We start from the raw sequence: 12,261 nt of genomic DNA, 5'->3' as shown, positions 1-12,261 counted from the left end.
ACGCTTAAAATGAAATTATAATGTTTGGATTAGATGATTTAATAAAAAACGTAGACCTTGGCGATATTTTAGATAAAGTAGGTCTATCAGATAATGATAAAGAAGAAGTAAAAAATCAAGCCGTTGACGCCGTTAAATACCGCACCAACAAAGAAAAAGCTCGTGGCAACGACTCCATTCTTTCAAATCTCTTTTCAGCTCATGATAATTCTACTGACGCCAATAAAGTTGCTCAAAAACTAGAAGGTGATTTAGCCTTTAACCTCAAAAATAAAACAGGCATATCCGATGGAATAATCGACCAAATTAAAACTGCAGTGATGTCAAAAGTTCTTGGAGGTTTTACAGGTGTTGCTGAAGCAAATGGCGATAAAGAAGGTAACGGAATTATGGATTTACTTACCGATGGAGACATGCTTGACGGATTAAAAAATAAATTAGGTGGCTTTTTTAAATAAAGCCTTTTTCTACTAATCTGAAAATGCTTCGCCAATGGTGAAGCATTTTTTGTAACCTTAACTGCCAATTACCATATAAGGGTAAACCTATGAAACAATTTTTAATATTTATTTACTTTGCTTTTTTCATTTGTGTTACAGGCCTTTCTCAAGCGGTAGCTAATCAAAAGCACATCGAAAAACTTACCAAAAAGTTCCTTAAAGAATTCACCGAATATGTCTGGATTCCTGGGGGCACACTACAATTAGCCCAAGATGATTCACTAACGAGTACAATCAACCCATTTTTCATGTTCAATCATGAAGTGACCAATTTAGAATACCAAGAATTTCTTTATTTTCATCAATCAAAAGATCCCGAAAAATATACCCAACTCCTCCTAGACACCACGGTTTGGCGTGGAAAAAATGAAAACGTTAACCCACTAGAAAATTTATATCACAAGCATCCTGCTTACCACAATTATCCAGTCGTTGGGGTATCTTTTCAACAAGCAAATCTATTTTGCGAATGGCTAACACAGCTTTACAACGATAACCCCAACCGCATTTTCAAGAAGGTTAAGTATCGTTTACCCACCGAACGTGAGTGGATCTACGCTGCAAATGGAGGGAATGAAACTGCAACATACCCTTGGGCAGGCCCCTATATTAGAAATGCGTCTGGCGATTTTTTAGCGAACTGCCTTAAGATTGGCAGCGAAAATACTTACCGAGACACTGTTTATTATAAGACAGAAGATGGTCAGTTTATACCAAAACTGGTTTACATCACCTCACCATTCGCCAACGACGGAACAGCAGGTTTTACCAATGATCATGCTGACTACACTAGCCCTTCCAAGTCCTACTGGCCAAACAACTTTGGTTTATACAATATGGCCGGCAACGTTTCTGAAATGGTTGCTGAAGAGGGCATAACACACGGCGGAAGCTATATCGATCCAGCATTTTATTTAAAAAACTCAGTGCGTCAAACCTATAAAAGTGCCCATTCAACTTCAGCAAATCGTGGATTTCGTTTTGTCATGGAAGTTGTGGAGTATTAATTTTTGGGGCTTCACCAACCTCATAAATTCGGTTGGGGCGGTCTTCGGGCAGTCGCTTCCGTCCGTCTCAGTCGGACGGTGAGCTCCAACAGTGCCCTGCGCCCTAAGCCATTTGCTTTTACAACAACCTTATCTTTAGTTTAAAACCTTTGAAATCAAACCTATAAGCATCCAAGTTATGAATGCTACTCAATATACTTGCCGTTATATATTTTCGTATTGGGCATTTGTCTTTTTAACGCAATAAGGTCTTCTTCCGGTATAGCTGTTTCCTTGCAAAAAATGGCCTTTAAGTTTTGTAAATTAGTTATGCTTTCGGGAATTGATTTTATGGGATTATTATTAATTCTTATACTTTTTAAATTTTTTAAATCTCCAATATTCTGCGGTAGTTCCCGCAACTCATTTTCTCCTAATTCCAAATATTCTAAACTCGTTAATTCGCAAACTTCATCAGGTAATTCGGTCAAATAATTGCCAAATAAAACCAATCTTTTTAGCTTTTTTAAATTTTTAATTGATTTTGGTATTTCTTTTAAAGCATTCCGATAAACTTGTAATTCTTCAAGTTCTGTCAACTCTCCAATCTCCTTTGGTAATCTTTTAACACCCATTAAATTAAATGACTGGTCAGCAATACTCCACCTACCCCGGTTATCAGCAATTTTTAAAGCGGTTAATTTTTTTAAACGCCCAATTTCTTTTGGAATTTCCGTGATTGGCATAGTGGTTAAAGACAATGAGGTAAGGTTTGTTAAATTGCCTATTTCTGAAGGTATTTTGGTGGTATGATTATTTCCATATTCTAAAATTTCCATATTTGTTATTTCACACAATCCTAATGGAAAATTCTTTATAGCCGTACCAGAAATTACAACTCGTTTTAAGGACTGAAACTGGCGAATATCCAATGGTAATTCTTTTAATTCATAAGACAAACTAATGATTAACCGGACGATGTCTTTATTAGTTGTATAAATCCTTTCAAAAGGAAATGCTGAAATTTGGTACAGCTGAACATAGTTCCTAGCCAATTGACGCTCTAAATCATCTTCATTATTTTCAGGTAATGGAGGAAATTCAACCTGGGCCACTAATAAGCAAGGCAATAAAAATAGGAGTGTAATAATGTGTTTCATCACTTTAAAATTAAATATAGTCATTAATTAATAAAACAATTTTTCACCCTTAAAAAACGTTTTTGTACCGATCAGGTAATTTTTCTTGCAACTGCTTCAATCCGTTATCATTTCCATTGAACGGAATCTTAATTCCTTTCACTTCTTGAGTATGTATAATTAAAATAGAGTTGCCACTGGGAAATAAAAGTTCTAAAAAGGGCCGCTGCAACAATTCCCACCTATCAAATTTGTTTACCTCATAATGGCTACTACTTATTTTATCCAATGCAATGGCGTATTTCTTATACTCTCCCCTCACAAAACTATAATCAGTCACTTGCAAATAAAGCGCAGTAATTCGTAATGTTGTTCTACTATATGTCATAAACTGAAAAATCAGAACAACACTAGAGATTAACGAGAGTATACCATAAACTCCTATTCCATAAAACAGCCATAACAAAATAAAGAGTATTATAAGTAAGATTAACAACACCCTCTTAGGCGAAATGAAATGCTCGGATTGAACGGTGTACATCGATTTAAAATTAATAAAACCCTAAAATAACAAGATAAAAAGATCCTTTTTTTTTAAAATCCGCAGCGTATAATTTTTAAATTTAGGCTGCCTATGAAATCGATATTAAAAAAATTAATCACCAATGGCATTCTCTCTCCTCATGAAATAAGTTCAATCCAAATTAAAGAAACCAAGATCAATAAAGGCACTATTTTACAGCGGGCAGGAGAACCAGGAGGAAGGGCGTTTTATGTAAAAGAAGGATTGGTAAGGGCTTATACTATAGATGAAAAAGGGAAAGAACATATCTTTATGTTTGCATCTGAAGGCTGGATGGTGAGTGATTTTGAATGGAGAGAAAATGCTCCTGCTCTACTTTTTGTCGACTGTATAGAAGATAGTTTACTCGAAATCATCGAACAAAACGATATCATAAAACTTAATCGCCTATTCGAAACAAAGCAAGTGCCGAATCAAATTAATCAGTTAATGAACAGAATTCGCGTACTTCAGAAAAGAATTATTTTACTAATGAGCGCAGACACCTTAACTCGATATGAAGACTTTATTGAAACATATCCAGATATCGTACAGCGGGTGCCACAGCGTATGATTGCCTCTTATTTAGGAGTAACACCCGAAGCACTGAGTAAAATAAAAAGTAAAATGCTTAAAAAGCATTAGAATTCTTAATCTAGATTAATGCAGCTGTATTGGAATTAACCGAAATTTGTTCCAACAAATAAAAGTTAAATCATGAATATTATATTATGGATAACACAGGGTATTTTAACCTTGATGTTTTTAATGGCCGGCTCTATGAAAATGAGCTTGCCAAAAGCTAAATTAAAAGAAAAAGTAGGCGATTGGGTTGACCAAACTCCTCTGAATTTCATTAAAACCATTGGGGCATTAGAAATATTAGGAGCTATTGGACTTATACTGCCTCAGCTGCTCGACATTCTACCAAGCCTAGCAATAATTGCGGCAATTGGATTAGGATTAACCATGATTGGTGCGATTTTCCTCCACCAAAAACGGAAAGAATTCAAATCAGTATTAACCAACCTTTTTCTGCTCGCACTTATACTTTTCGTGATTGTCGGTAGAACGTATTTAATTCCAATTCTTTAATTTTAAAATTATGAAAACTTTATTTACATTTTTTCTCGGATTTTCGCTTTTCAGCGTACCTAACTCTTATACTGTAAAAACAGATGCTGTTAAAATCACATTTTTAGCTGACATGCAAAAAACGGAAGGTTCAATTGGCGGTTTTGAAGCGAAAATTAAATTTGATTCCAACAATTTAATGAATTCAAACATTGAAGGTTCAGTCGATGTCTCTACTCTAAAAACCGGTGTAAAAAAGAGAGATGAACACTTGAAAAGTTCAGATTTTTTCGACGTTGAAAAGTTCCCAAAAATGACATTTAAGTCAACTAATATTCAAAAAGAAGGCGGACTATTTGTCGTTTATGGCACCATGAAAATTAAAGAGACCGAACGGAAAGAAAAAATCACATTTCGATTCGAAAATAACATATTTACAGCGGAAACCATCATTCAAGCTGCCAACTATAAGTTCGGATACGAAAAGAAAAAACCAGAAAAGACTGATGTTAAAATTAACTTTCTAATTCCAGTCCATTAACAAACGTAAATGTACGGGTAGTTTTGATTTATCGGAATTACCCGTTTTGTTATTCTTTTGCTTTAAATAACATTTCAAAGGCGTGATAAACGGCGATATGTAATGCGTCCCCATGGCTTTTGTTTTCCAAAAATTCATAATAAACATCGAGTTGATTGGAGGCTGAACCCTGCAATTTTTTAAACAATTCTTTCGCGGTACGCTCCATAATTTCACCTTCTTTTCCTCCTGCAATAAATACCTTTTTCAACGAATTCAATTCGGTCAATTCTATTGATAACAAACGTTCATCATCCCACCACAAACTGGGACTTACAATGATGTAATTATCGAATAATTCGGGCGATTTTAACAAAATTTCCGTAGCCAATAAACCGCCCAATGATTGCCCAATTAATGTTTTGGTTGAAGAACTTGAATATTTATTTTGAATAAATGGCTGCAGTTCTTCTCTTATAAATTGAATAAATTGCGCCGAATGACCAGCGGTTGGGAACTCTTTTTGATCCAATTGATTGGATGAAGGATAAGTAAAATCCCGTTTTCGGTCAACATTCCCAATACCAACAACTATGGATTCTGGCACCATATTTATCCAAGAAAAAGATCCGAATTGAACAAGACCAGAAATGTGAATGAAATCCTCATCTTCAGAGCCATCTAACAAATAGATAACAGGATAATTCTTCGTTGAATCTTGCACATAACTCGGGGGCAAATAGATGTTTAACACCCGTTCTTCATTCAAAACCTTAGAATGCAATTTAACTTGTTTACCAATGGTAAATTCTGACTCACCAAGTACTGAGACTTGACCAAAAATTGACCAACTGTTTAAAAGCAGTAAAATGCTAAAAAATCTCATTAATTCACTATGATTAATTGGTTAATGATTGCGCGAACAACAAGATACATCAAAAACAGGAGACTAGCTTGAATTTTACAATTTTAAACCCGTTTATTAACGTTTTAAGACCTCAACAATTTGTTCAACGGTTCGTTTTGCTGTTTTGCCAACACCGTAAATGGTAGCCGAAGCAAAACCTGTCCAGTTACCATAGCCAACCAACCACAAGTTAGGTTCATGTACAACACGTGTACCGACCGTTTCAACTCTAAAATTGTCGACAATCCCCAAACTTTTCAGGTGTCGTAAATTTGGCTTAAAACCTGTGCACCAAACCACTGCATCAACCACCTCTTCTATTCCATCTTGCCAAATCACCCCTCTTTCTGTGAATTCCTCAAATGGACGTACATCATTAAAAACATTTCGTTCTAATCCTTCTCTGACAGATTCAACCTGAACAATATCACCTAGCGAGGCAGGACGCTTTTCTGTACCAGGTTGATTCAAATAAAATGCTGTAGCTTGATTAAACAAATATCGTCCATCTATTTCTTTAGGTAAAAACACGGGAGGTTTTAACGTAACCCATTTTGTCGTAGCCACCTTAGATATTTCTGCTAAAATTTGTGCTCCGGAATTTCCTCCACCAATCACCAGAACGTGTTTTCCATTTAAATTATCCGCATTCTTATAAACACTCGAATGCATCTGAATTCCCTTAAATTTATGCTGATTCGCATAGTGAGGTATAAAAGGTTCTTTGGCTGTTCCTGTAGCACTTACAACCGTTTTAGCTTTGTATACTCCAAATTGGGTTTTCAACTCAAAGACTTTACCTACCTTTACAACCTCATCGACTAAAACGCCGCGTTCAACAGGAAAATCGTACCTTTTTTCATATGCTCTAAGGTAATTCAAAAACTCATCTTTCGTTGGATAATCGCCCATCGTTTTTGGCATTTGCCAACCCGAAAGCGAACTAAATTGAGCTGGGGAGAATAGCTTTAAGCTATCCCAAGTATATTGCCATGAACCACCGGGATTTTCGCAATCATCCAATACTAAAAAATTGACTTTTTTACGCTTTAGAAAATAAGCTACAGATAAACCTGCTTGACCTCCACCAATGACAATACAATCCAAAATTTGACTTCTCATTACAACGAATTTAAATATTTGTGTACAAGAATTGAAGAATAATTGCGAATTTAACAAGCCCATAAGCGGGAATTAAACCCATAAAAAAACCGAACAATAACAGCTTGCTATTGTCCGGTTTAAATCATTTTAAATCAGTCAAATTCTGCTGATTTAACTTTTTTAGTAAGATTGTAAATGACCAGGTTTCGATGTCATTTGTTTTAAAGGCGGAGCAAATTGCGTTAATTTAATACCCTTTACAGCAATTCGATACTCCTCCATTGTAGGAGTACGACCTAAAATAGCTGAAAGTACCACAACTGGTGTAGAGGCCAATAAAGACTCCCCTTTTTTACGATCTGAATCTTTTACCACACGACCTTGGAATAGACGGGTAGAAGTTGCTAAAACGGTATCTCCCTTTTCAGCTTTTTCTTGATTACCCATACAAAGGTTACATCCAGGTCGCTCCAGGTACAAAATATTATCATACTCCGTTCTTGCGACACTTTTAGGAGCAGCATCATCAAACTCGAAGCCTGAATATTTTTGTAAAATCTCCCAATCACCTTCTTCTTTTAATTCATCAATGATATTATAAGTTGGGGCAGTTACAACAAGCGGAGCTTTAAACTCAACCTTCCCATAATGCTCTTCTAAATTACGCAACATATTCGCTACGATTTTTATATCGCCTTTGTGAACCATACACGAACCTACAAATCCTAAATCTACATGCTTTTCACCACCATAAAAAGATAATTCACGAATCGTATCGTGCGTATATCGCTTAGAAACGTCCTCATTATTCACATCCGGATCAGCAATCATTGGCTCATCTATCACGTCCAAATCAACGACAAACTCCGCATAATATTTGGCATTTTCATCCGGCGTTAACGGTGGCTTTTTACCGGTTCTAATTTCATCTATTCTTTGATTCGCTTTATCAATTAAGCCTTGAAGCACTTGCTTGTCATTGTCCATGCCTTTATCAATCATGATTTGAATTCGACTTTTAGCAATTTCAAGTGATTCAATGAGCGTATCATCTTGTGAAATACAAATTGAAGCTTTTGCCTTCATTTCAGCAGTCCAATCTGTGAAAGTAAAAGCTTGATCAGATGGTAAGGTACCGATGTGCACCTCAATTACGCGCCCTTGAAAAACATTCTCTCCTTTAAAATGCTTTAACATTTGAGATTGAGTGGCATGAACAACGTCGCGGAAATCCATATGATCTTTCATTGTACCTTTAAAAGTTACTTTGACAGATTCAGGAATTGGCATTGACGCTTCCCCTGTTGCTAAGGCGAGAGCAACTGTACCAGAATCAGCACCAAAAGCAACACCTTTAGACATTCTTGTATGCGAATCACCACCAATTATTATGGCCCAGTCATCTACCGTAAGATCATTCAACACTTTATGAATTACATCTGTAAGTGGCGCATATTTATTTTCTGGATGACGCGCTGTAATTAGTCCAAAATCATTCATGAATTTCATTAACCGCGGAATGTTTTGTTGCGATTTAAAATCCCAAACCGAAGCGGTGTGACAACCGGACTGGTATCCTGCATCAACAATAGGTGAAATTATCGTTGCTGCCATCATTTCTAACTCTTGCGAAGTCATTAAACCAGTGGTATCTTGTGATCCAACAATATTTACTTCAGCACGCACATAAGAGCCTGCATGTAAAACTGCTCCTGAGGTCCCCACAGCATTCCGATTAAAAATCTTCTCAACAGCTGTTAAACCTTGTCCTTCATGAGAAATTTCTTTTGCCTGTGCAAAAACAGGCAGTAATTCAACGCCTAATGTTTTGGCTGCAAAAGCTTGTAATTTTTTACCGAAGACAATAGCATATGATCCTCCTGCCTTCATAAACTCCATTTTTTGTGGTGTAAATGCAGAAGAAATATCCATTAATTCATTACCATTCTCATCTAATAATTTTTTGGTCTTGGTATTAATAATTAAAACCGTTCCTGTATCAACTGAGTAATTTTGTTTTAAGATAGGTTCTCCCTCTTCATCAACAATTAAATTGCCAGTCTCATCATTTTGTTTTACCCAATTTTTTAAATCCAAACCAATTCCTCCGGTAACACCTACGGTAGTTAAGAAAATTGGTGAAATACCATTAGTTCCAGCTACAATTGGTGCAATATTAATAAAAGGTACATATTCGCTGGCTGGTTTACCTATCCACAAAGCAACATTATTTACACCTGACATTCTTGATGACCCTACACCCATTGTTCCTTTCTCCGCGATTAACATCACTCGTTTATCCGGATGCTGTTTCTGTAAATCAAGTAAAGCTTGTTGTTGCTCCTTGTTATGTTCGAACATACACTGACCGTGTAGTTCTCTGTCAGAACGTGAATGCGCATCACTTCCTGGAGATAATAAATCTGTGGAAATATCTCCTACACCTGCAACAAATGTTACTATTTTTATCTCTTCTTCTAATTCAGGAAGTTTTGTGAAAAACTCAGCTTTAGCATAACTTTCTAGGATTTCTTTTGCAATTTCATTATTCGCTTTATACGCTGCATCCAAGCGTTCCATATCAGCTTCATATAAGAAAACTTGCGTTTTTAGCACCTTTGCAGCTTCTTTTGCAATTTCCAAATTATTTCCAAGAGCCAAATCCAAAAGAACTTTAACAGAAGGGCCGCCTTTCATGTGACCTAATTGTTCGAATGCAAAGGCTGGTTGAATTTCTTCAAGTACAGCTTCACCAAGAATAATTTCTTTAAGAAAATCTGCTTTTACACTAGCCGCACTAGTTGTACCAGGCAAGACATTATAGATAAAAAAGTCAAGCGATTCCTTGCGGTGTTCGTTGTTTTTGTCCTTAATCTGTTCGATAATTTCACTCAATAAAGCTGCGTCATCGATTGGTTTGGGGTGAAGAGATTCTGTTTTTCTTTCTTCGATCTCTTTAAGATAATCCGAATATAGACTCATATAATTTTACAAATAAAACTGATGTATTGTTGATAAATAGGGCGAAAAGATACGAAATATTACATTTTTAACCACTTTTTTTTGGCAAAAGTCGATTAGAATTGGTGCTTAATTACGCATTTTAACAAATAGCCAATTTTACGCTGATAAAACTAACAATCAAACACCTCAGTTGTTGGTCGAAAAAAGCAGTGATGAATCATCCATCTTTAACAACTGAGGTGCTATTACATCAATTTATTCATTCAGTGCATACATGCGCTGTACTGGCCAATCATCTTCAGCTCCATCCATCCACGTACCGTCTTCCAACTCCTCAAAAGTCTCCAGGCAGGCATTCAAATCGGCCTTAATTTTTTCTTCGTCCATTTCTTGACCTATAAAAACCAATTCATTTTTCCGATCTCCAAAATTTTCATCCCAAACCTCTTCAATTGCTCTCTGATTCTCCACAAATGAAATAAATTGAATTCTTTTCTCATACGGCATACTGCTCCACCAAACGCCTGCGCTATCCGCCCTTAACGAACCTCCTGCTTGACTCCAAACGAGCGCCTGCTGAGGACGAGAAGACAGCCAAAACAACCCTTTACTTCGAATTACAGTACCCGGAAATTTATGTTGAACATAATTCCAAAAACGAGCTGGATTAAATGGCTTTTTACTGCGATAAACAAATGAGCTTATACCATACTCTTCTGTTTCAGGTGTATGCCCTTCTTTTTTTAACTCTTCTATCCATCCAGCGCTTTGCTCGGCTTCTTCGTAATTAAACAAGCCCGTATTCAATATTTCTTTTGGATTAATTTTACTGAATGAAGATTCAATAATTCTAGCTCCAGGATTCATTTTATGAATGGCCGCTTTTAATACACCAAGACGATCAGCATTTACGAGATCAACTTTATTTAAGACAATGACATTTGCAAACTCTATTTGGTCTGTTAGTAAATTGACAATTGTGCGAAAATCATCTTCCATATCAGTCAACTGGCGATCCATCAAGGTTTCTGGACTACCAAAATCTTTAAAAAAATTAAAGGCATCAACTACTGTCACCATTGTATCAATATAGCTGAATTGAGAAAGGTCTATCCCATTCTCCTCGCTCACAAATGAAAATGTTTGTGCTACAGGCACTGGTTCACTTATACCCGTACTTTCAATAAGTAAATAATCAAATCGATTTTCTTTTACAAGACGTTCTACTTCAACAATCAAATCTTTGCGGAGCGTACAACAAATACAGCCATTACTCATTTCCACCAACTTTTCTTCCGTTCGGGACAAGGTGCTTTCATTTTTAACTAATTCAGCGTCAATATTAACCTCACTCATATCATTGACGATAACCGCGACTTTCAAACCTTCTTTGTTATTTAATACATGATTAAGCAAGGTTGTTTTACCCGCACCTAAGAATCCACTTAGCACGGTAACTGGTAATTTTTTATCCATATTCTCTAACTGTTAAATGCAATATTGTTGCAAATGTACAGTTTATTTTTAATAACGCAACAATGTTGCGTTATTAGAAGAGTTGGCTATTTTATTCATTTGAACTAGGCACAATTTTCTTTTCCATGCAATAAAAATGTGCTGTGCGTCCCGGAAAATAAATCCTTCCAGCTTGGGTATAATTCTGCTTTTGATAAAATTTTATCCCCCTCTTATTTTTGCTATAAACATCGAGTCGAATCGCATTAAATCCATGCATCGCTCCATAATTTTCGGCAAAATTCATTAAACATTGTGCTCCTCCCTGCCCTTGTACTTTTGGATCAATCACTAAGCGATGAATGATTAAAAAAGGTCCAATATTATATCGCCATTGTACCGTTTTATACGGCTCATCTTGCTCACTACTAAGGTTAATTGCTCCACAAATAACACCTTCTTTTTTTAGTAAATAGAGGACTTTATTTTGCAGGTCCTTTAAAATAATCGATTCTGTAGGGTAATCATCAGTCCATTGAAAAACACCAAGTTGATCCAACACTTCTTTCGCTCGAACATAAACTTGAAACACTTCAGCCGCTTCCGTTATATTACCAAGTTCAATCTTAAAAGAATTCATTTTATTGAAAAATTAATATGCATGATAGCAGAATCATATTACTGACCCTGTTCCTTTAGTATAATGAATCCATTTCGCGTAAGCATCTTCTTCGAGTTTCTCAAATTTAGAATTAAGCGCCTTTTTCTCGGAAGCTATTCGCAGAATTTCATTGAGATGATCAAGCTTCAAGTGCTTATTGTAAATCAACTCAGTTCCTAACCTCAGTATTTCTACCTCATCATTGATTCGACAACTCGATTGAAAACTGTACCAGTCCTTAGGGTAATCCAACTCTTGCTTTTTAATCCCTTTTTGTCTTAAAAAGTACCCCGCCAAACCTATAATCGTCGTTAGGTAAAAGGTTAAAAATAAGATATTTCCAGAACTCATTGCTTACTTAGGTAATTGGGTTTACAAATTACTAAAGA

13 protein-coding genes are annotated in these 12,261 nt (G+C 36.0%); 5 read left to right on the top strand and 8 right to left on the bottom strand.

Annotated elements, in window-relative coordinates; all coding sequences use genetic code 11:
• Positions 1–20 precede the first annotated feature (20 nt).
• Positions 21–458, top strand: coding sequence for a hypothetical protein (locus A8143_RS05405; protein ID WP_070137789.1), 438 nt, complete (start codon positions 21–23; stop codon positions 456–458).
• 89 nt (positions 459–547) lie between these two features.
• Complete coding sequence (locus tag A8143_RS05400; RefSeq protein WP_070137788.1) at positions 548–1,507, top strand: formylglycine-generating enzyme family protein; 960 nt, start codon at positions 548–550, stop codon at positions 1,505–1,507.
• A gap of 185 nt (positions 1,508–1,692) precedes the next feature.
• Here A8143_RS05400 and A8143_RS05395 read toward each other — a convergent pair whose 3' ends face one another.
• Both A8143_RS05395 and A8143_RS05390 read right to left on the bottom strand, forming a co-directional pair.
• Positions 1,693–2,646, bottom strand: coding sequence for a leucine-rich repeat domain-containing protein (locus tag A8143_RS05395; RefSeq protein WP_175437489.1), 954 nt, complete (start codon positions 2,644–2,646; stop codon positions 1,693–1,695).
• 49 nt (positions 2,647–2,695) lie between these two features.
• Complete coding sequence (locus A8143_RS05390; RefSeq protein WP_217494783.1) at positions 2,696–3,013, bottom strand: hypothetical protein; 318 nt, start codon at positions 3,011–3,013, stop codon at positions 2,696–2,698.
• A gap of 246 nt (positions 3,014–3,259) precedes the next feature.
• Here A8143_RS05390 and A8143_RS05385 point away from each other — a divergent pair, with 246 nt between their 5' ends.
• The 3 genes from A8143_RS05385 to A8143_RS05375 all read left to right on the top strand — a co-directional run bounded on the left by A8143_RS05385 (position 3,260) and on the right by A8143_RS05375 (position 4,802).
• Entirely contained in the window at positions 3,260–3,832 is a 573-nt protein-coding gene (locus tag A8143_RS05385) for a Crp/Fnr family transcriptional regulator (protein WP_070137785.1), read from the top strand.
• A gap of 72 nt (positions 3,833–3,904) precedes the next feature.
• Positions 3,905–4,282, top strand: a complete 378-nt coding sequence (locus A8143_RS05380) for a DoxX family protein (RefSeq protein ID WP_070137784.1) — start codon at positions 3,905–3,907, stop codon at positions 4,280–4,282.
• 10 nt (positions 4,283–4,292) lie between these two features.
• Positions 4,293–4,802 carry a YceI family protein gene (locus A8143_RS05375; protein WP_070137783.1) on the top strand — a complete coding sequence of 170 codons (510 nt, stop codon included), beginning with the start codon at positions 4,293–4,295 and terminating at the stop codon, positions 4,800–4,802.
• Between the two features lie 49 nt (positions 4,803–4,851).
• On the opposite strand, the gene A8143_RS05370 is transcribed toward A8143_RS05375, so the two are convergent.
• From A8143_RS05370 to A8143_RS05345, 6 genes are all read right to left on the bottom strand, one after another.
• A complete protein-coding gene (locus tag A8143_RS05370; RefSeq protein ID WP_070137782.1) occupies positions 4,852–5,667 on the bottom strand; it encodes an alpha/beta hydrolase in 816 nt (271 codons plus the stop codon).
• A gap of 96 nt (positions 5,668–5,763) precedes the next feature.
• Positions 5,764–6,810, bottom strand: a complete 1,047-nt coding sequence (locus A8143_RS05365) for an ArsO family NAD(P)H-dependent flavin-containing monooxygenase (protein WP_070137829.1) — start codon at positions 6,808–6,810, stop codon at positions 5,764–5,766.
• 162 nt (positions 6,811–6,972) lie between these two features.
• On the bottom strand, positions 6,973–9,774 hold the full coding sequence (locus A8143_RS05360; protein WP_070137781.1) for a bifunctional aconitate hydratase 2/2-methylisocitrate dehydratase: 2,802 nt from the start codon (positions 9,772–9,774) through the stop codon (positions 6,973–6,975).
• Positions 9,775–10,011: 237 nt separating this feature from the next.
• Positions 10,012–11,232, bottom strand: coding sequence for a GTP-binding protein (locus tag A8143_RS05355; protein WP_070137780.1), 1,221 nt, complete (start codon positions 11,230–11,232; stop codon positions 10,012–10,014).
• 91 nt (positions 11,233–11,323) lie between these two features.
• The gene (locus A8143_RS05350) at positions 11,324–11,851 is read right to left on the bottom strand and encodes a GNAT family N-acetyltransferase (protein WP_070137779.1); all 528 of its coding nucleotides are present in this window, start codon (positions 11,849–11,851) and stop codon (positions 11,324–11,326) included.
• Positions 11,852–11,884: 33 nt separating this feature from the next.
• Positions 11,885–12,223, bottom strand: coding sequence for a hypothetical protein (locus tag A8143_RS05345; RefSeq protein ID WP_070137778.1), 339 nt, complete (start codon positions 12,221–12,223; stop codon positions 11,885–11,887).
• Positions 12,224–12,261: the final 38 nt, after the last annotated feature.

It is taken from the genome of Crocinitomix algicola (assembly GCF_001661595.2).
GTDB lineage: Bacteria > Bacteroidota > Bacteroidia > Flavobacteriales_D > Crocinitomicaceae > Crocinitomix > Crocinitomix algicola.
This window is presented reverse-complemented; position numbering and strand designations above follow the sequence as displayed.

Bases quoted from the DNA above. Each gene is read 5' to 3' on its own strand.
- A8143_RS05405 (WP_070137789.1), top strand. From the start codon at position 21: ATGTTTGGATTAGATGATTTAATAAAAAACGTAGACCTTGGCGATATT.
- A8143_RS05350 (WP_070137779.1), bottom strand. From the start codon at position 11,851: ATGAATTCTTTTAAGATTGAACTTGGTAATATAACGGAAGCGGCTGAA.
- A8143_RS05345 (WP_070137778.1), bottom strand. From the start codon at position 12,223: ATGAGTTCTGGAAATATCTTATTTTTAACCTTTTACCTAACGACGATT.
- A8143_RS05400 (WP_070137788.1), top strand. From the start codon at position 548: ATGAAACAATTTTTAATATTTATTTACTTTGCTTTTTTCATTTGTGTT.
- A8143_RS05365 (WP_070137829.1), bottom strand. From the start codon at position 6,810: ATGAGAAGTCAAATTTTGGATTGTATTGTCATTGGTGGAGGTCAAGCA.
- A8143_RS05355 (WP_070137780.1), bottom strand. From the start codon at position 11,232: ATGGATAAAAAATTACCAGTTACCGTGCTAAGTGGATTCTTAGGTGCG.
- A8143_RS05380 (WP_070137784.1), top strand. From the start codon at position 3,905: ATGAATATTATATTATGGATAACACAGGGTATTTTAACCTTGATGTTT.
- A8143_RS05375 (WP_070137783.1), top strand. From the start codon at position 4,293: ATGAAAACTTTATTTACATTTTTTCTCGGATTTTCGCTTTTCAGCGTA.
- A8143_RS05370 (WP_070137782.1), bottom strand. From the start codon at position 5,667: ATGAGATTTTTTAGCATTTTACTGCTTTTAAACAGTTGGTCAATTTTT.
- A8143_RS05360 (WP_070137781.1), bottom strand. From the start codon at position 9,774: ATGAGTCTATATTCGGATTATCTTAAAGAGATCGAAGAAAGAAAAACA.
- A8143_RS05395 (WP_175437489.1), bottom strand. From the start codon at position 2,646: ATGAAACACATTATTACACTCCTATTTTTATTGCCTTGCTTATTAGTG.
- A8143_RS05390 (WP_217494783.1), bottom strand. From the start codon at position 3,013: ATGACATATAGTAGAACAACATTACGAATTACTGCGCTTTATTTGCAA.
- A8143_RS05385 (WP_070137785.1), top strand. From the start codon at position 3,260: ATGAAATCGATATTAAAAAAATTAATCACCAATGGCATTCTCTCTCCT.